Genomic DNA, 17,329 nt, shown 5'->3' on the forward strand with positions numbered 1-17,329 from the left:
CCACCATCTGCCTTCCGTAATCCTGCCGCCTTCCGCAATCCTGCCGCCTTCTGGAGACCTGATGCATCCTGGCCCGCTGATCGCCATTCTCGTCGCGGGCCTGTGCCTCGCCTTCATCTTCGGAGCGCTTGCTCAGAAGCTGCGCTTCTCTCCCCTGGTCGGCTATCTCCTCGCCGGCGTCGCAGTCGGGCCCTTCACGCCCGGTTTCGTCGCCGATCAGGGCCTCGCCAACGAACTGGCCGAGATCGGCGTCATCCTGCTGATGTTCGGCGTCGGCCTGCATTTCTCGCTGAAGGATCTGCTCTCGGTCAAAACCATCGCGGTCCCCGGCGCTCTCGTCCAGATCGCGGTGGCGACCTTGCTCGGCCTGGGCCTGGCGCTTTCGCTCGGCTGGGGTTGGGTCGCAGGTCTCGTCTTCGGGCTCGCGCTCTCGGTCGCCAGCACCGTCGTGCTGCTGCGCGCGCTCCAGGAGCGCCGACTGGTCCAGACCGAGAAAGGCAAGATCGCGGTCGGCTGGCTGATCGTCGAGGACCTCGCCATGGTGCTGGCGCTCGTCCTGATCCCGACCATCGCCGACGCCCTGAACGGCGCCAGGCCGGGTACGCCCGTTCCGCTCTCCGGGCAGTTCGACCTCGGCCTCTGGGGCGTGCTGGGGCTGACGCTCGCCAAGGTCGTGGCCTTCATCGCCTTCATGCTCATCGTCGGGCGGCGCGTCATCCCCTGGGTGCTGCATTGGGTCGCCCATACCGGCTCGCGCGAGCTGTTCAGGCTCGCAGTGCTGGCGCTGGCGCTCGGCGTCGCCTTCATGGCGGCGAGCCTGTTCGGCGTCTCGTTTGCGCTCGGCGCCTTCTTCGCCGGCATGATCTTGAACGAATCGCCATTGAGCCAGCGCGCCGCCGAGGAATCGCTGCCGCTGCGCGACGCCTTCGCGGTGCTGTTCTTCGTCTCCGTCGGCATGCTGTTCGACCCCGGCATCCTGCTGCGCGCGCCGCTGCCCTTGCTGGCGACACTCGCCATCATCCTGTTTGGCAAATCGCTCGCCGCCTGGCTGATCGTGCGTGCCTTTGGCCGCTCGAATGCCGTCGCCCTGACCATTTCGGCGTCGCTGGCGCAGATCGGCGAGTTCTCCTTCATTCTGGCGGGCCTGGGCGTCTCGCTGGCGATCCTGCCCGAACAGGGCCGCGACCTGATCCTGGCGGGCGCGATCCTCTCGATCCTGCTCAACCCGGTGCTGTTTGCGATCATCGAGCGCTTCACGACGGAGGCGAGCTCGGCGAAGCCCAAGCCGAGCGCCGCCAAGCCGGAGCCCGAGCCGGAACCCGAGCGCGACATCGTCGCCACCAGCTTGAGCGATCACATGGTCGTCGTCGGCTATGGCCGGGTCGGCGCGCTCCTGGGAGCGGGCCTAGTGGCGCAGGGCGAGATCCTCCTCGTCATCGAGGAACAGCCCGAAGCCATCGCCATAGCCAGGGACCAGGGCGCCGCGGTGCTCGTCGGCAACGCCGCCGATCCAGGCGTGCTGGCAGCCGCCGGCCTGGCGCGGGCGCGGCGGCTCTTCGTCGCCATTCCCGAGAGCTTCGAGGCCGGCCAGGTCTGCGAACAGGCGCGACGCGACAATCCCGAATTGCCGATCATCGCCCGCGCCCATTCCGACGCGGCCGTCGAGCATCTGACCAAATGCGGCGCGAGCCTGACGATCATGGGCGAGGCGGAAATCGCCCGCGCCATGCTGGCGCTATGCGAGAAGCCCGCCGTGAATGGCGACGCCTCTGCGGACAAGCAACTGGTTTAAAACCGCCCGGACCACGTCGTCATCCTGGGCGACCATAGGTCGCCCAGGATGACGGAGCGCGCCGGGCAATCGCCTGCATTCAGCCCCGGCCAGCCGGAAAGGTCAGCGGCGAGATCTCGAGATGGTCTCGCTTGGCCCAGTCGAGACCCTTGACGTTGGGCTCGGCCCGGCGCTGCGCCTCCTCCAGTTCGGCGGCGGCGCTGGCATAGTCCATGGTCAGCACCTTGCCATTCTCGACCACCGTGACGCCGTCGACGATCACGGTCGTCACCGCCCGCTCGCCCGCCGCATAGATCAGGCTGCGGAGCGGATCGCGCAGCGGGCGCATCATCGGATGGGTGACGTCGACCAGCACGATGTCGGCTTTCGCGCCCTTGGCGAGCCGGCCGATATCGTCGCGGCCGAGCGCCTTGGCGCTGCCCAGCGTCGCCGCATTGAAAGCGTCCGAGGTCCGCACGTCATAGACGTCCTCGGCCATCATGCGCGAACCGATGCAGACGGCGCGCAATTCCTCCAGCATGTGGTGGGGATAGGTGTCGGTGCCGATACCGACATTGATGCCGGCAGCGACATACTGCCCGAAACTCTGCATCGCGATGCCGCGGCGCTGGAACACGATCGGGCAATGCGCGACATTGGTGCCGGTTTCGACCAGCGCGCCCATATCGTCGGTCGCAGGCCATTTCACCGAGGAGTGATGGTCGAGGAATATGCCGTGGCCGATGATTGAGAACGGCCCGAGCACGTCGAGCTCTTCCAGCCACTCCACCGGAGTCATGCCATGCCGGCGCGTGATCTCATGAAATTCGACCACGCTCTGGGCGGCATGGATCTGGAAGGGAATTTTTCGCGTCTCCGCCTCCTCATAGCTCGCCTGGATCAGTTCGGGCGTGCAGGTGTCGATCTGCGAGGGTGAGACCATGCCGGAAAGCCTGCCCGTTGCGTCGGCCGCAACCTGGTCCAGCAGCTTCATGGCCTGCGCCATCGCCTTCTCACCGGCCTTGGCGTCCCACTCATATTGCGCCAGATGGCCGTTATCGGTGTACCAGCGCGCCGAGCGGTACATCGGCGCGAACACGGCGCGAAGGCCCGAGGCCTTGAAGGTCTCGAACCAGCCGTCCCAGGCGGCGGACATGTCGACCAGCGTGGTGACGCCCGACATCAGCAGTTCGGAATAAGTCACCTGCGCGCAGGGCTTGACGCCTGCGGCGTCGCAGCGGAACAGCGGCATGAATTCGTAGAGCGCCGTGCCGTACATTTTCGCGCTACCGAGCTCGTCGTTCCAGCCCTTGCACATCGCCTCCGAGGAGGGGTGCGAGTGGATGTTGACGAGACCGGGCATGACCATCTTGCCGCGCCCGTCGATCGTCGCATCGGCCTTGCCCTTATAGCTTCCGCCGACCTGCAGGATGCGGTCGCCCTCATAGGCGACATCGCCATCGCGCAGATAGACATGGCCCTTGGCCTTGGCGTCGTAAGCGACGATCCAGCTGGCGTTGCGGATGAGGGTGATCGTCATGGGCTGGGCTCCAGCGTGAAGGCGAGGCGATGAGCAAATGAGGACGGCAGGACGTCATGGTCGGCCTTGAGCCGACCATCTCCAGCAGGAGATTCTCGGGTCTGCGCTCCGCTTCGCCCGAGAATGACGCAGGATCAGCGAACGAACTTCAGATCCAGCCCCTTATACAGCCCGCAACCATAGATGTTGTGGGCCTTGAAGGGGCCAAGCCTTGCCGAGGCCGCGATCTTCATCGGTTCGTGATAGAGCGGCAGCCAGACCGCCGCTTCATGCACCTTCGTCAGAACCTCGCCATAGGCGGCCGCGCGGTCTGCTTCGTTCAGCGCGGTGATGCCCTTGGTGAGCAATTCGTCCGTCGCCGGGTCCTTCCAGTTCATCCGGTTGGGTGTCGGCGCATTGGCCGAGGGGAAATACAGGTTCAGCGCATCGCCGGCCGAGATGTAGGGGAAGCTCATCCCGAACATGTCGAACTCCTGCGTCGCCATCTTGCCCCAGGCAATGGTGGCATCGAAGAGCTGGACCTTGAGATCGACGCCGATCTTGCGCAGATCGCCCTGAATCGCCTCCATCAGCTTCTGCCAGGTCGAGCCGGTGAAGCCATAGACGACCGGCGAGAGCTTCTTGCCGTCCTTCATGCGGAAGCCGTCAGGCCCCTTCACCCAGCCGGCCGCGTCGAGGATCCTGTTGGCCTCGGCGACATTGGTCTTGATCAGGTTCGGCGTCAGCGCCTTGTTCCAGTCCAGCGCCTCGGTCGAGATATAGCTATAGGCCGGCTCGACCTCGCCGAAATAGAGGTTCTCGGCGATCGCCTTCTGATCGACGGCCATCACCATCGCCTTGCGCACGGCCGGATCGCTGACGCCCTCCTTGTCGATCTTGAACCCGACGAAATAGGTCCAGAACGCCTCCTTCGACTCGACGATCCTGAGGTTCTTGTTGGCGCGCATCTGGGCCATGCCGGAATAGGGCACATATTGCGTCACCTGGGTCTGCCCGGTCATCACCGCGGCCAGACGGGTGTTGTCCTCCGGCACGATGCGCCAGACGATCTCCTCGATCTGCGCCGGCCCGGTGTTCTGATAGATCGGCGGGCCCCATTTATAGGCGGCGTGGCGCTTGAGCCTGAACTCGTTGCGCGGCTTCCAGTCACCCCAGCAATAGGGGCCGGTGCCGTTGAAGCCCTTGACCCCGAAATCGGCGCCGAGCGCCTCGACATTGGCCTTGTCGACGACGACGGCGAAGCTCTGGGTGAGCTGGTAGAGCAATTCCGAGAACGGTGCCTTGAGCTTGTATTCGACCGTGTAATCGTCGGTCGCGACGATGTCCTCGATCTTGCCGGCGCGCCAGGCCACGGGCGAGCGCGTCGCGGGATCGATCCAGCGCTTGATCGAATAGACCACATCCTGCGCCGTCAGCTTCTTGCCGTCGCAGAAGGAGACGTCGTTGCGCAGCTTGAAGGTGTAGGTCTTGCCGTCGGGCGCCATCGTCCAGGAGGTGGCGAGGCCGGGCTTGATCGTCGCCATGTCGTGGTCGAGCGAGACCAGCGTGTCGGCCATCATGAAGAGGACTTCGGAGGCCGAGCGCGCCGTCGAGCGATGCGGATCATAGCGGTCGCTGTCGACCTCGCGCACGATGGTGAGGCTGGCATTGGAGCCTTGCGCGAGCGCCGGGCTCGCTAGCGCCGCGAGCCCCAGCAGGACTCCGGCGGCGATCGATGACAGATGTTTCACGCTCGTTCTCCCCTTTTTTGTCGGTCGTGCGAAGTCTCGAAATCGGCGTCGTTTTCCTCCGCGTCATCCTGGACAAGCCGTGAAGCGGCGCAGCTCCGGGATCCATCGTAGAGCGCTTAAGCCCTCCGATGGATCCCGGGACGCCCTGCGGGCGCCCAGGATGACGGTGTGGGAGTGGCGAGGAATGAGCGAGGCCTCGCCATCACATGTTCCTCATGCGCGGATCGAGCAGATCGCGCAGCGCATCGCCAAGCAGGTTCACGCAAAGCACGATCGCGATGATCGTGAGGCTCGGCAGCAGCGAGATATGCGGCGCAAAGAACAAGGCGTCGCGCCCGAGCGAGGCCATCATGCCGAGCTCCGCCTCGGGCGGGCGCACGCCCAGCCCCAGGAACGACAGCGCCGCCCCGATCAGGATGATCTGGCCGAAGCGCAGCGTCATGAAGACGAAGACCGGCGAGATGCAGTTCAACGCCAGATAGCGCCAGATCAGCGTCCTGTCCGGCAGGCCGAGCGCACGGCCGGCCTCCATGTAATCCTGCCCCATCACCACGATCGCGGCGCTGCGCGTGATGCGCGCGACATCCGGCACGGTGGCGATCGAGAGCGCGATCACGATGGCCGTGAGTCCGGGGCCGACGACGGCGGCGAGCGCCAGTCCCAGCAGGATGGCGGGGAAGGACAAAAGGATGTCGGCCGAGCGCATCACATAAGGATCGAGCCGCCGGTAGAAGGCGCCGAGCAAACCCAGCATCGCGCCGAGCCCGCCGCCGAGGATGATCGAGGCCAACCCCATCACCAGCGTCAATCGCGTCCCGTAGAGCAGGCGCGAGAGCATGTCGCGCCCCTGCCCATCGGTGCCGAGCCAGTATTGCGGCAGCGAGCCCTCGCTCCAGCGCGGCGGAATGAAGGGGCGACGCGTCGTCTCATAGGGGTCGAAGGGCGCAAGCCAGGGCGCAAACAAAGCCGCGAGCACGATCGTCAGAAGGATGATCGCCGCCGCCAAGGCGAGCTTGTCGCCAAGAATCCGCCGCCAGATCGGCGAGAGCCAGCTCCGTTGCGCCGTCACCGGTGCGGCCTGGGTCGTCAGGTCAGCCATGGCTCTCGACCCTCGGATCGAGCACCGCATAGAGCATGTCGACGATCAGATTGATCACCAGGAAGGCCAGCGCCAGCACCAGGATCGCGCCCTGCGCCAGAGGAAAGTCGCTCGCCAGGATCGCTCCGACCGCGAGCCGCCCGACACCCGGCCAGGAATAGATCGTCTCAGTGACGACCGCGCCGCCGAGCAGATAGCCGGCCTGGAGGCCGATCAGCGTCACCACCGGGATCAAGGCGTTGCGCAGCACATGCTGGAGGATGACGGTGCGCTCGGCCAATCCCTTGGCGCGGGCTGTGCGGACATGGTCGGCGTTCAACACTTCGAGCGCGGCGGTCCGCGTCATCCGCGCGATCGGGCCGATGAAGACCAGTCCGAGCGTCAGCGCCGGCAGTACGATCGAGGCGAGCCCTTCCAGGCTCCAGAGCGGCCCGCCGCGCCCGATGAAAGGTAAAAGCTCCCAATGGTAGCCGATATACTGCATCAGGATCAGCCCGATGAAGAACACCGGCGTCGAGACCCCGGCGACTGAAACCGCGATCACCAGCCGGTCGAGCAGGCGCCCGCGATAGACCGCAGCTATCGTCCCGAGCGCGATGCCCAGCGGCACCGCCCAGACCAGGCAGGCGAACATCAGCTCGGCGGTCGGGCCGATCGCCTCGGCCAGCTCCGTGGTGACGCGGGTGTTCGAGATCAGCGAGACGCCGAGATCGCCCTGCAGCACGCGCCCCATATAGATCGCGAACTGAATGATGATCGGCCGATCGAGCCCCATGTCTTGCCTGATCTGCGCGACCAGCTCGGGGCTCGCCATCGGCCCGGCGATGATCGCGGCAGGGTCCGCGGGAACGAGCTGCAGCAGCAGGAAACCAAAAAGCAGCACGCCGAACAGCACCGGCACCGAAAGGGCTAGGCGCTGAGCGATGTGGTTCAGCATGAGTGGTCCACACCCGTCATTGCGAGCGCAGCGAAGCGATCCAGGGGGACGTCGAGCGAGCCCCTCTGGATTGCTTTGTCGGCTGCGCCTCCTCGCAATGACGAAACCATCACGCCTCCGCCTCGTACACCACCTTGCCCTCGATGATCGTCAGGTCGCAGCGGGTCTCGTGCAAGAGCTGTTCCGGCGTCGCCTTGGAGAGGTCGCGCGAGAATACGGCGACATCCGCCGCCATGCCCGGCAACAGCCGGCCGCGATGGGTCTCAGAGCGATTCACATAAGCCCCGAAATCGGTGTAGGCGGCGATCACCTCGTCAATCGTCAGGGCTTGGTCGCCGCCGATCACCGTCCCGCGCGAGCTCTTGCGGGTCAGCATGGTGTAGATGTTGGGCCAGATATTCGCGTCACAGACCGGCGCGTCGGAGGAGGCCGCGGGCTTCAGCCCGGCCGCGATCCAGTCGCGCATCGGATAGCTCTCGCTGGCGCGCTTCTCGTCGAGCACCGAGAGATAGAGATCGCCGAAATCATAGATGAAGACCGGCTGCGGCACCGGCTCGATGCCGAGCCGGGCCATGCGCGCGATCTGCTCGGGCGAGTTGAAGCCGCAATGCTCGATGCGATGGCGGCGGTCGGGATCGGGATGGTCGTTGAGCCCCGCCTCCATCGCATTCAGCGTCTGCTCGATCGCAGCGTCGCCGATGGCGTGGACCGCGAGCTGATAGCCCTTGGCGTGATAATCGCGCGTCAGCGCGTCCATCTCGGGGTCGGTCAGGCAGAAGATGCCGCTGGTCTCGGGCTCGCCCAGATAAGGCTCGCTCATCGCCGCGGTGCGCCCCCCGGCCGAACCGTCGGTGAAGATCTTGACCGGGCCGACGCTGAGCCAGTCGTCGCCCGCGCCGGTGACGAGACCGTCGGCAAAGCATTGCTCGACGATGCCGTTATGCCCGCCGAGCAGGCACATATTGGTGCGCACCGGCAGCCGGCCCGTGCGCTGCGCCGTGCGATAGGCCGCGACCTCGCGGTAATAGGAACGGATGCCGACGGCTGCATCCATCACGCTGGTGATGCCGAAGGAGTTGCAATAGCGCCCGGCGCGCTCGATCGCCGCGACCAGCTCCTCATCGGTCGGGTCCGGGATCACGGCCTTGATCGGATCGCGGCCGTTCTCGGCCATCAGGCCGGTGAGCGAGCCGTTGACCTGCTCGATCGCGCCGCCCGGCGGCACCGGCGTCGCCTCGGTGATGCCCGCGATCTTCAGGGCCATCGAATTGGCGACCGAGAGATGACCGCAGGCGCGCACGATATAGACGGGGTTGTTCGGCGCGGCCTTGTCGAGCTCGGTGCGATGCGGATGGCGCTTCACGTCGAGCTCGAACTGGTCGTAGCCGCGCGCCAGGATCCATTCGCCCGGCTTCACCTCGGCGGCGCGCTTCGCGATCATCTCCAGCAGGCCATCGAGCGTACGCACGAAGCGCGGCCGGATATCGAGCTCCAGCATGGTCAGCCCGAGCGGCAGCAGATGCAGATGCGCCTCATAGAGCCCCGGCGTCGCGGTCCGGTCGGCAAGCTCGATCACTTTGGTGGCGGGACCGATCAATGGCGCCATCTCGGCGGGTGTGCCGGTGGCCAGCACCTTGCCGGCCCAGAGCGCCACCGCCGTAGCATATCCTTCTCTCAAACCGATATAGACCGGCCCATTCTGCAGGACCATGTCGGCTTTCGGAAACGCGACCATCGATTTCGTTCCTCCCGGTACGAAATCATGGCCGTGTTACGACAGCCGGGCAATCCGCGCGGCGCGCGAATTTTCGGCGCGCCTGCGCAAGATTCTGCCGCCTGTCGATCCGGTGCCTTGGAGGAACGCGCGGGAATTGAGGAACGCGCGGGAATTCGCTAGAGCCGGATGACTTCAGCTGGGCTCACAGAGTGATCCCAGCTGAAGTCTGAATCCGTCTCTCATCAAAAAGTGAGAGCAGGATCAATGCGAAAAACCGGTTCCCACTTTTTCGCATCCTGCTCTACGGCGAGTTGACTGGCGTGGCTGTCGAGAACCGGAGCGCAGCGGACCTGTGTCCGTGAGCACCGGAAGCGCAGGCGGCCGCGTCAGACGACCGCCCCAGTAGAATTCACGCCAATTCGAACTTGATCTCCTGCGCGCCTTCCCACAGCGTCTTGCGGCCGAGCGTGTAGAGGTTTTCCAGCCCCGAGGTCAGGGTGATGAAGTGGTTGCCGGCGAGCTGGCCCATCTTGCTGGCGAAATGCACGCCGCCATAGGCGAGCAGGATCTCGGTCTCGCTGATGCCGCCGGGATAGAGGATGATCTGGCCGGGCGCCGGGTAGCTGGTGTGGTTCTCGTAGCCGACGCCGAAATCGAGCTCGCCGAGCGGCATCCAGACGCCCTCGCCGCTCCAGCGCACATGCACGATCTTGCTCTCGAACGGCATGTGCCGGAGGAAGGCGGCGCAGGTCTTGGGCGCGTTTTCCAGTTCGAGCTTGGCCTCGAAGGCGAAGGGGCCAGCGGTGACGATCAGCTTGGTCATGGAAATCTCTGTCTCTCGAAACGGCTTCGGAGGGTGATTGCCCGTTCGGCCGGGCTTTCGCAAGGGCGGTGGGTGCGCGGGAAACTCTCCGTCATTGCGAGCGCAGCGAAGAAATCCAGGGGACGTAGAGTGCTGCCGCCTCTGGATTGCTTCGCTTTGCTCGCAATGACGGCCGACAGGATTACGAGATCGCCTCCTTGAGGTCGAGCGTGCCGGCCTTGCCGATCGCCTCGTAATTGCGCTTGAGCCAGCGCTTCGCCGCCGCCCGCCCCATGTCGCGCAGGCGCAGCAGGAAGTCCCAATCCGCATTCATCCGCGAGGACGAGGTCAGCTGCGCCAGGGGCGGCCCGCCATCGATCCGGTGCATCAGCACGCGCTTGTACTCTTCGGTCGGCAGTTTGCCGCTGTCGACGAGCTTGTTGACGAACTCGATCGCGCGCAATTCGCGCAGGAGCGAGGCGTTGAAGGTGATCTCGTTCAGCCGGTCCTGGATCGCGCGGGCATTGGTGGGCAGTTCCTTGCGCTGCAGCGGGTTGATCTGCACCAGCATGATGTCGTCGCAATGGGCCTCGTAGAACAGCGGGAACAGCGCCGGATTGCCCATATAGCCGCCGTCCCAATAGGCCTCGCCCGCGATCTCGACAGCCTGGAACAGCATCGGCAGGCAGGCCGAGGCCATCAGATGGTCAGGGCTCAATTCGTCGCCGTTGAAGACCTTGATCTTGCCGGTGCGGACATTGGTCGCGGCGATGAAGAGCTTGACGTCCTGGCTCGCGCGCACCTTCTCGAAATCGATCAGGTCGGCGATGACGCCGCGCAGCGGGTTGATGTTGAGCGGATTGACGTCATAGGGGCTCGCGACCTTCGAGAACATCTCGAACCAGATCAGGCCCGGCGGCGTGCCGTTACTGCCCCAGGCACCGAGCATGGTGTCGATCAGCGAGCGCTCCGAGCCGCCATATTTGCCGTCGACACTGATCGCCCGCCAGAAGCTTTCGAGCTTGGCGCGCGCGCCGTCCGCGCCGCCTTCGAGCCAGCCTTCGCTCAGCACGACGGCATTCATCGCACCGGCGCTGGTGCCCGACAGCGCCTCGATCGCCAGCCGCCCATCCTCCAGGATCGCGTCGAGCACGCCCCAGGTGAAGGCGCCATGCGCGCCTCCGCCCTGGAGCGCCAGCGAGACGGTCTTCTCGGCCTTGGGGCCGGCGAGCCCCTTGACCCGCGCCGAGCTGCGCCTGCGCCGACCGGTCACGCCGCGGTCCAGCCGCCATCCATCGGCAAGATCGTGCCGGTGATCGACTTCGCCGCATCCGTGCACAGGAAGACCGCGAGCGCCGCGACCTGCTCGACCGTGACGAACTCCTTGGTCGGCTGCGCCGTCAGCAGCACGTCGTTGATGACCTGCTCCTTGGTCATGTTGCGCGCCTTCATCGTGTCGGGGATCTGCTTCTCGACCAGCGGCGTCCAGACATAGCCGGGCGCGATCGCGTTCACGGTGATGCCGTTGGTCGCGACTTCCAGCGCCACCGTCTTGGTCAGGCCGGCGATGCCGTGCTTGGCCGAGACATAAGCCGATTTGAAGGGCGAGGCGACGAAGGCATGCGCCGAGGCCGTGTTGATGATCCGGCCCCAGCCCTTCGCCTTCATCTTCGGCAGCGCCGCGCGCGTGGTATGGAAGGCCGAGGTCAGGTTGATCGCGATGATCATGTCCCAGGTCGCGATCGGGAACTCCTCGATCGGGGCGACATGCTGGATGCCGGCATTGTTGACGAGGATGTCGACGGCCCCGAAGGCGGCCTCGGCCTGGGCGATCATGCCGGCGATCTGGTCGGGCTTGGTCATGTCGGCGGGCGAGAACAGCGCCTTGACGCCGAACTCGCTTTCGAGCCCGGAACGGAGCTTTTCCGCGTCGTCAGCAGGCAGGATGCCGTTGATGACGAGATTCGCGCCTTCCTTGGCGAGCGCATGGGCATAGGCGAGGCCGATGCCTGAGGTCGAGCCGGTGATCACGGCGCAGCGGTCTTTGAGGAACATGAACGTCAAGGCTCCTGACATTAGGGATAGAAATGCTTAGGTTCGGTGCCGAGCGGGCGATATGTCAGTGACCGGAAAAGGGTCGCGGCGCGGCGCCTGATGACCTATTGCAACGCAACATGACCAAAATGCAGCCACACGCACACGATCATGACGGCGCTGACGATGCAATCTGCCGGCATGCGCATGACCATCGCAATCATGCAGCCCAGGCCCTGGCCCGGGCCGAGCATCTCTGCCGCGAGCGCGGTCTCAGGCTGACGCCGATCCGCCGCAAGGCGCTGGAGGCGCTGCATGCCGACCACCGCCCCGTCGGGGCCTATGATCTGGCCGACCGCATCTCGCCGGCCGGCGGGCGCCGTCTCGCGCCGATCTCGATCTATCGCGCGCTCGATTTTCTGGTCGAGCAGGGCTTCGTCCACCGGCTCTCCTCGCGCAACGCCTATATCGCCTGCCTGCACGGCCATGGCGCCGACGAGGTCGTCGCCTTCCTGATCTGCGAGGCCTGCGGCGGCGTCGATGAGGATTCCTCGCCCGCCATGAAGAAGGCCGTGGCGGCGATCGCGCAGACGCGACAGTTTTCCCCCTCGCATCAGGTGGTCGAGATCGTCGGCCGCTGCGAGCATTGCCGGAGCGTTCAAGGATGAACGAGCGCGTGTCGCCTCCCTGCCTTCCCGATCAGGCCGGGCCGCAGCCGCGCCGGCTGACCGTGCCGGTCCAGGTCGGCTCCGTCACCGTCGGCGGCGGCGCGCCGATCGTCGTGCAATCGATGACCAACACCGACACCGCCGATATCGCGGGCACGATCGCGCAGGTCGCGGCGCTCGCCCGGCAGGGTTCGGAACTCGTCCGCATCACGGTCGACCGCGACGAGGCCGCCGCCGCGGTCCCGCATATTCGTGAGCGGCTCGACCGCATCGGCATCGACGTGCCGCTGGTCGGCGATTTCCACTATATCGGCCACAAGCTGCTGACCGACCATCCCGCCTGCGCCGAGGCGCTGGCGAAATACCGCATCAACCCCGGCAATGTCGGCTTCAAGGACAAGAAGGACCGGCAGTTCGGCCAGATCGTCGAGCTCGCGATCAAACATGGCAAGGCCGTGCGCATCGGCGCGAACTGGGGCTCGCTCGACCAGGAATTGCTGACCGTCCTGATGGACGAGAACGCCGTCTCGGCCACCCCGCTCGACGCCCGCGCCGTGATGCGCGAAGCGATGGTACAGTCAGCTCTCCTCTCTGCGCAGCGCGCCGAGGAGATCGGATTGGGCCGGGACCGCATCATCCTTTCGGCCAAGGTCTCGGGCGTGCAGGACCTGATCGCGGTCTACCGCATGCTGGCCAACCGGGCCGACTACGCCATCCATCTCGGCCTCACCGAAGCCGGCATGGGCTCGAAGGGCATCGTCGCCTCCTCGGCTGCGCTCGGCATCCTGCTGCAGGAGGGCATCGGCGACACGATCCGCTTCTCGCTGACGCCTGAGCCCGGCGGCGACCGCACGCTCGAGGTCAAGGCTGCGCAGGAACTGCTCCAGACCATGGGCTTCCGCGCTTTCGTGCCGCTGGTGGCGGCCTGCCCCGGCTGCGGCCGCACCACCTCGACGGTGTTCCAGGAGCTGGCGCGGGACATCCAGAACTGGATCTCAAGCTCCATGCCGGAATGGAAGACACGCTATCCCGGTGTCGAGACACTGAACGTCGCTGTGATGGGCTGCATCGTCAACGGACCCGGCGAGTCCAAACACGCCGATATCGGCATCTCGCTGCCCGGCACGGGCGAGGCTCCGGTTGCCCCGGTTTTCGTCGACGGCCGCAAGGTCACGACCCTGCGCGGCCCCGCCATCGCCGCCGAATTCAAGACGATGGTCGATGGCTACATCGCGCAGCGTTATGGTGGGCTGAGCGATGCGGCGCAGTGAGATCGAACCGGCGCGCCTTTGCGCGCCGGCCTGCTTGTGTTAGACGCCCCGGCCTTTCGCTGCACCGCAGCGCGCGCGGAGATCCCTGATGGGGCATGATCAGCCGAATCCACCGACCACGCGGCCGGAGGATTCCCGTTTCGGCCTCGATGATGGTCATGGTGGCGCGAGCAAGCACGGCCATTCGACCAACAGCTTCGCGGTCCTGGCGCTGGGAGCCCTCGGCGTCGTCTATGGCGATATCGGTACGAGCCCGCTCTACGCGCTGCGCGAGACGGTTCTGGCCGCGACCGCGGCCCATGGCGCGCTGACCAATGCCGCAGCCAACGCGCCGGTGCCGCGCGATATCGTCATCGGCGTGCTGTCGCTGATCCTGTGGTCGCTTGTCATCGTCGTCACGCTGAAATACGTGCTGCTGCTGATGCGGGCCGACAACAATGGCGAAGGCGGCATCCTGACGCTGGTCGCCCTGGCCCAGCGTGGCCTGGGCCGCATGCGCGGCGGCTTCGTGTTGTTTCTGGGAATGGCGGGCGCTGCGCTGTTCTATGGCGACGCGGTCATCACGCCGGCGATCTCGGTGCTCTCGGCTGTCGAGGGCCTCAAGCTGGTAACGCCAGTACTCGACGACTATTTGATCTGGATCGCCTCGATCATCCTGATCGCCCTGTTCATGGTGCAGAGCGGCGGCACCGAAAAGGTCGCGAATTTCTTCGGCCCTGTCATGCTGGTCTGGTTCGCGGCGCTGGCGGGCCTGGGCATCTATCACATCGCCGACGAACTGACCGTGCTCGCCTCGGTGAACCCCTATTACGGCCTGCGCTTCTTCGTCGACCATCCCACCGTCTCGCTGGCCGTGCTCGGCTCGGTCTGCCTGGCCGTCACGGGCGCCGAGGCGCTCTATGCCGATATGGGTCATTTCGGCCGTGGGCCGATCCAGAGCGCCTGGATCTGGCTGGTGTTTCCCTCGCTCTGGCTGAACTATCTCGGCCAGGGCGCGCTCATCCTGTCGGACCCGTCCGCGATCGACAATCCGTTCTACAAGCTCGCGCCGGACTTCTTGATCCTGCCGCTCGTCATCCTGGCGACGATCGCGACCATCATCGCGAGCCAGGCCGTGATCACCGGAGCCTTCTCGCTGACGCGCCAGGCGATCCAGCTCGGGCTGCTGCCGCGGCTGGAGATCCGGCACACCTCAGAGCACACATCGGGGCAGATCTACATCCCGCGCATCAACTGGATGCTGCTGGTCGTCGTGCTGATCCTGGTCTGGGCCTTCAAGACCTCGTCCAACCTCTCGCATGCCTATGGCATCGCCGTGTTCGGCACCATGGTGGTGAGTTCGCTGCTCGCCTTCATCGTCATCCGCCGCAACTGGGGCTGGAGCCTGATCGCGACGCTGGCGCTGATCGTGCCCTTCCTGGTGATCGACATCGCCTTCTTCGCGGCCAACCTGCTCAAGCTGTTCAGCGGCGGCTATATGCCGGTGCTGCTGGCGATCGTGCTCGTCGTCATGATGTGGACCTGGGTGCGCGGCACCAAGATCCTGTTCGACAAGACGCGCAAGACCGATGTGCCGCTGCTCGAACTCGTCGGCATGCTGTCGAAGAGCCCGCCCGTGCGCGTCAAGGGCATGGCGGTGTTCCTGACCAGCGATCCCGAGACGGCGCCGGCCTCACTGCTGCACAACCTCAAGCACAACAAGGTGCTGCATGAGCGCAATGTGATCCTGACCGTGCGCTCAGCCGACACACCGCGCGTCGCCGAGGAGGAGCGCGTCAGGCTCTCGCGGATCACCGACGATTTCTGGCGGGTCGAGATGGTCTACGGCTATATGGAGAGCCCCAACATCCCCAAGGGGCTCGCCGTGCTGCGCAAGCAGGGCTTCAAGTTCGACATCATGTCGACCTCGTTCTTCCTGTCGCGCCGCTCGATCAAGGCCTCGCCGCAATCGGGCATGCCGATCTGGCAGGACAAGCTCTTCATCAGCCTGACCAAGAGCGCGACTGACGCCACGAGCTTCTTCCAGATCCCGACCGGCCGCGTCGTCGAGGTCGGCACGCAGGTCTCGGTCTGAAAGTCCCACCGTCATTCTCGGGCGAAGCCCTCGGGTCCGATCTTCGATCGGCCCAAGGATAAACTCCGCGCAGACCCGAGAATCTCTGGAAAGAGATGCTCGGGTCGAGCCCGAGCATGACGCGCCTTTTGCGGGCTTCAATCCAGCCGCGCCGAGCCCTCGGGCACATGCCTGACCCGCTCCCGGTAAAGCAGGTATAGTCCCGAGGCGATGACGATGGTCGCGCCGACGAAGGTCCAGCGGTCCGGCCACTGGCCGAAGGCGAACCAGCCGAGCGCGATCATCCAGACGATCTGCGAATAGATGAAGGGCGCAAGCACCGTCGCCGGCGCAAGCCGATGCGCCAGAATCAGCAGCCAATGGCCGAAGCCACCGAGCACCCCGGTCGCGAGCATCAGCAACCAGACCAGCGGGCTTTGCGGCATCGTCCAGAAGAACGGGATCAAGGGCAGCATGGCAAGCGTGCCGGCGACGCCCGAATAGACCATCGTCGTCTCCGGCGGATCGAAGGCGGCAAGCTTGCGCGTCGCAAGCGAATAGAACGAGTAGCAGACGCAGCCGAGCACGCTGAGCAGGGCGGCAGGATGCATCCCGCCGAAGCCCGGCCGCGTGATCACCAGCACGCCGACAAAGCCGACGCCGATGGCGATAAGCCGGCGCGGGCCCGGCCACTCCCCCAGAAGCGGGCCGGAGACCAGCGCCACCAGGAGTGGCCCCGCGAACATGATCGAGACGGTCTCGGCGAGCTGGAGATATTTGACCGCGATGAAGTTCAGCAACGTCGAGCCCAGCAGCAGCAGCGAGCGGACCGCCTGGAGCCAGGGTCGTTGCGTCCGCAGGATACCAGGATGGCTCCACGGATTGAGCAGCAGGCAGACCAGCGCCATGCTGCCGGCATAGCGGGCAAACACCACCTGCACCGGATCCATCGAGGCCGACAGCCATTTCGCGCTGGCATCGAGCATGGCGAAGCACAGCACGGCCCCACACATCAGCGCGATCGCGGCCAGTCGCGTGCGACTGGTTTCCGGAGTGTGGGGATGGGCGGCCAAGACAGGTTCCGTCATGCGTTGGCAGAATGCCAAAGGCAGATTTAACCGTTTTACGGCCTCAAGCCAGTCGTTCGCTGCATGCAATCCATGCGCGTATCAGCCGTCGCTATCGGCCTCGTCGCCATCGACGTCGCCATCCTCGATCTCGACGCCGGCTTTCGACAATCCTTTGGCGGCTTTGCGGAGAAGCTTGCGCAGCTGCTTGCGCTCCTTCGCGTCGAGACGCTCGAGCAACTCGTCCTCGACCTGGTTCCAGACCGCATCCAGCGTCGCCGCGGTCTTCTGGCCGAGTTCGGTCAGCGCGACCTGGACGAGGCGTCCGTCGCGGCTGCCGCCCTCGCGCGTGACGAGCCCCTGCAACGAAAGCCGGCCGATCGTCTTGGAGACCGTCGGCGGCTTGACCCGGAGCAGGGTCGCAAGCTCGCCCATCGTCATCGGCGCGGGCACCAGCGCCTTCAGCGCCTGCTCCTGGCCCGGGAACAGGCCAAGCGCGTTGAGCCGCTCGCCCATTCGCGCGCGATGCAGCCGCGCGGTCACGAGCAGGGCACGGCCGACGCTCTTCTCCAGCGACTTGGTCATGAGCCGGTCCTTGCTAATGGTTTAGGCGATCGTTCGCCGGCTCTCAGATCGCCCG

The 17,329-nt window shown here is 65.5% G+C and carries 14 protein-coding genes; 4 read left to right on the top strand and 10 right to left on the bottom strand.

The window, feature by feature from the left end:
• The first annotated feature begins 61 nt into the window (after positions 1 to 61).
• Entirely contained in the window at positions 62 to 1,792 is a 1,731-nt protein-coding gene (gene ybaL / locus BHK69_RS03035; protein WP_244548383.1) for a YbaL family putative K(+) efflux transporter, read from the top strand.
• A 79-nt stretch (positions 1,793 to 1,871) separates the two neighbouring features.
• Here ybaL and BHK69_RS03040 read toward each other — a convergent pair whose 3' ends face one another.
• The 8 genes from BHK69_RS03040 to BHK69_RS03075 all read right to left on the bottom strand — a co-directional run bounded on the left by BHK69_RS03040 (position 1,872) and on the right by BHK69_RS03075 (position 11,651).
• Positions 1,872 to 3,311, bottom strand: coding sequence for an amidohydrolase family protein (locus BHK69_RS03040; RefSeq protein ID WP_069688820.1), 1,440 nt, complete (start codon positions 3,309 to 3,311; stop codon positions 1,872 to 1,874).
• 134 nt (positions 3,312 to 3,445) lie between these two features.
• Positions 3,446 to 5,041, bottom strand: coding sequence for an ABC transporter substrate-binding protein (locus tag BHK69_RS03045; RefSeq protein ID WP_199579029.1), 1,596 nt, complete (start codon positions 5,039 to 5,041; stop codon positions 3,446 to 3,448).
• A 202-nt stretch (positions 5,042 to 5,243) separates the two neighbouring features.
• On the bottom strand, positions 5,244 to 6,140 hold the full coding sequence (locus BHK69_RS03050) for an ABC transporter permease (RefSeq protein WP_069688821.1): 897 nt from the start codon (positions 6,138 to 6,140) through the stop codon (positions 5,244 to 5,246).
• Positions 6,133 to 7,077 carry an ABC transporter permease gene (locus tag BHK69_RS03055; protein ID WP_069688822.1) on the bottom strand — a complete coding sequence of 315 codons (945 nt, stop codon included), beginning with the start codon at positions 7,075 to 7,077 and terminating at the stop codon, positions 6,133 to 6,135. Before BHK69_RS03055 ends, BHK69_RS03050 begins: the two co-directional genes overlap by 8 nt.
• Before the next feature lie 109 nt (positions 7,078 to 7,186).
• A complete protein-coding gene (locus BHK69_RS03060) occupies positions 7,187 to 8,812 on the bottom strand; it encodes an amidohydrolase (protein WP_069688823.1) in 1,626 nt (541 codons plus the stop codon).
• A gap of 391 nt (positions 8,813 to 9,203) precedes the next feature.
• Positions 9,204 to 9,617, bottom strand: coding sequence for a DUF3830 family protein (locus tag BHK69_RS03065; protein WP_069688824.1), 414 nt, complete (start codon positions 9,615 to 9,617; stop codon positions 9,204 to 9,206).
• 181 nt (positions 9,618 to 9,798) lie between these two features.
• On the bottom strand, positions 9,799 to 10,869 hold the full coding sequence (locus BHK69_RS03070) for a patatin-like phospholipase family protein (RefSeq protein WP_069688825.1): 1,071 nt from the start codon (positions 10,867 to 10,869) through the stop codon (positions 9,799 to 9,801).
• Complete coding sequence (locus tag BHK69_RS03075) at positions 10,866 to 11,651, bottom strand: 3-hydroxybutyrate dehydrogenase (RefSeq protein WP_069688826.1); 786 nt, start codon at positions 11,649 to 11,651, stop codon at positions 10,866 to 10,868. Before BHK69_RS03075 ends, BHK69_RS03070 begins: the two co-directional genes overlap by 4 nt.
• A 128-nt stretch (positions 11,652 to 11,779) precedes the next feature.
• On the opposite strand from BHK69_RS03075, the gene BHK69_RS03080 reads away from it, so the two are divergent.
• From BHK69_RS03080 to BHK69_RS03090, 3 genes are all read left to right on the top strand, one after another.
• A complete protein-coding gene (locus tag BHK69_RS03080; RefSeq protein ID WP_069693329.1) occupies positions 11,780 to 12,298 on the top strand; it encodes a Fur family transcriptional regulator in 519 nt (172 codons plus the stop codon).
• Positions 12,295 to 13,569, top strand: a complete 1,275-nt coding sequence (ispG, locus tag BHK69_RS03085; RefSeq protein ID WP_069688827.1) for a flavodoxin-dependent (E)-4-hydroxy-3-methylbut-2-enyl-diphosphate synthase — start codon at positions 12,295 to 12,297, stop codon at positions 13,567 to 13,569. Before BHK69_RS03080 ends, ispG begins: the two co-directional genes overlap by 4 nt.
• Positions 13,570 to 13,657: 88 nt before the next feature.
• Positions 13,658 to 15,643, top strand: a complete 1,986-nt coding sequence (locus BHK69_RS03090) for a potassium transporter Kup (RefSeq protein WP_083269088.1) — start codon at positions 13,658 to 13,660, stop codon at positions 15,641 to 15,643.
• A gap of 137 nt (positions 15,644 to 15,780) precedes the next feature.
• Here BHK69_RS03090 and BHK69_RS03095 read toward each other — a convergent pair whose 3' ends face one another.
• On the bottom strand, positions 15,781 to 16,710 hold the full coding sequence (locus BHK69_RS03095; protein ID WP_069688828.1) for a DMT family transporter: 930 nt from the start codon (positions 16,708 to 16,710) through the stop codon (positions 15,781 to 15,783).
• 81 nt (positions 16,711 to 16,791) lie between these two features.
• A complete protein-coding gene (locus tag BHK69_RS03100; RefSeq protein ID WP_069688829.1) occupies positions 16,792 to 17,274 on the bottom strand; it encodes a MarR family winged helix-turn-helix transcriptional regulator in 483 nt (160 codons plus the stop codon).
• Positions 17,275 to 17,329 lie beyond the last annotated feature (55 nt).

It is taken from the genome of Bosea vaviloviae (assembly GCF_001741865.1).
GTDB classification, from domain to species: Bacteria; Pseudomonadota; Alphaproteobacteria; order Rhizobiales; family Beijerinckiaceae; genus Allobosea; species Allobosea vaviloviae.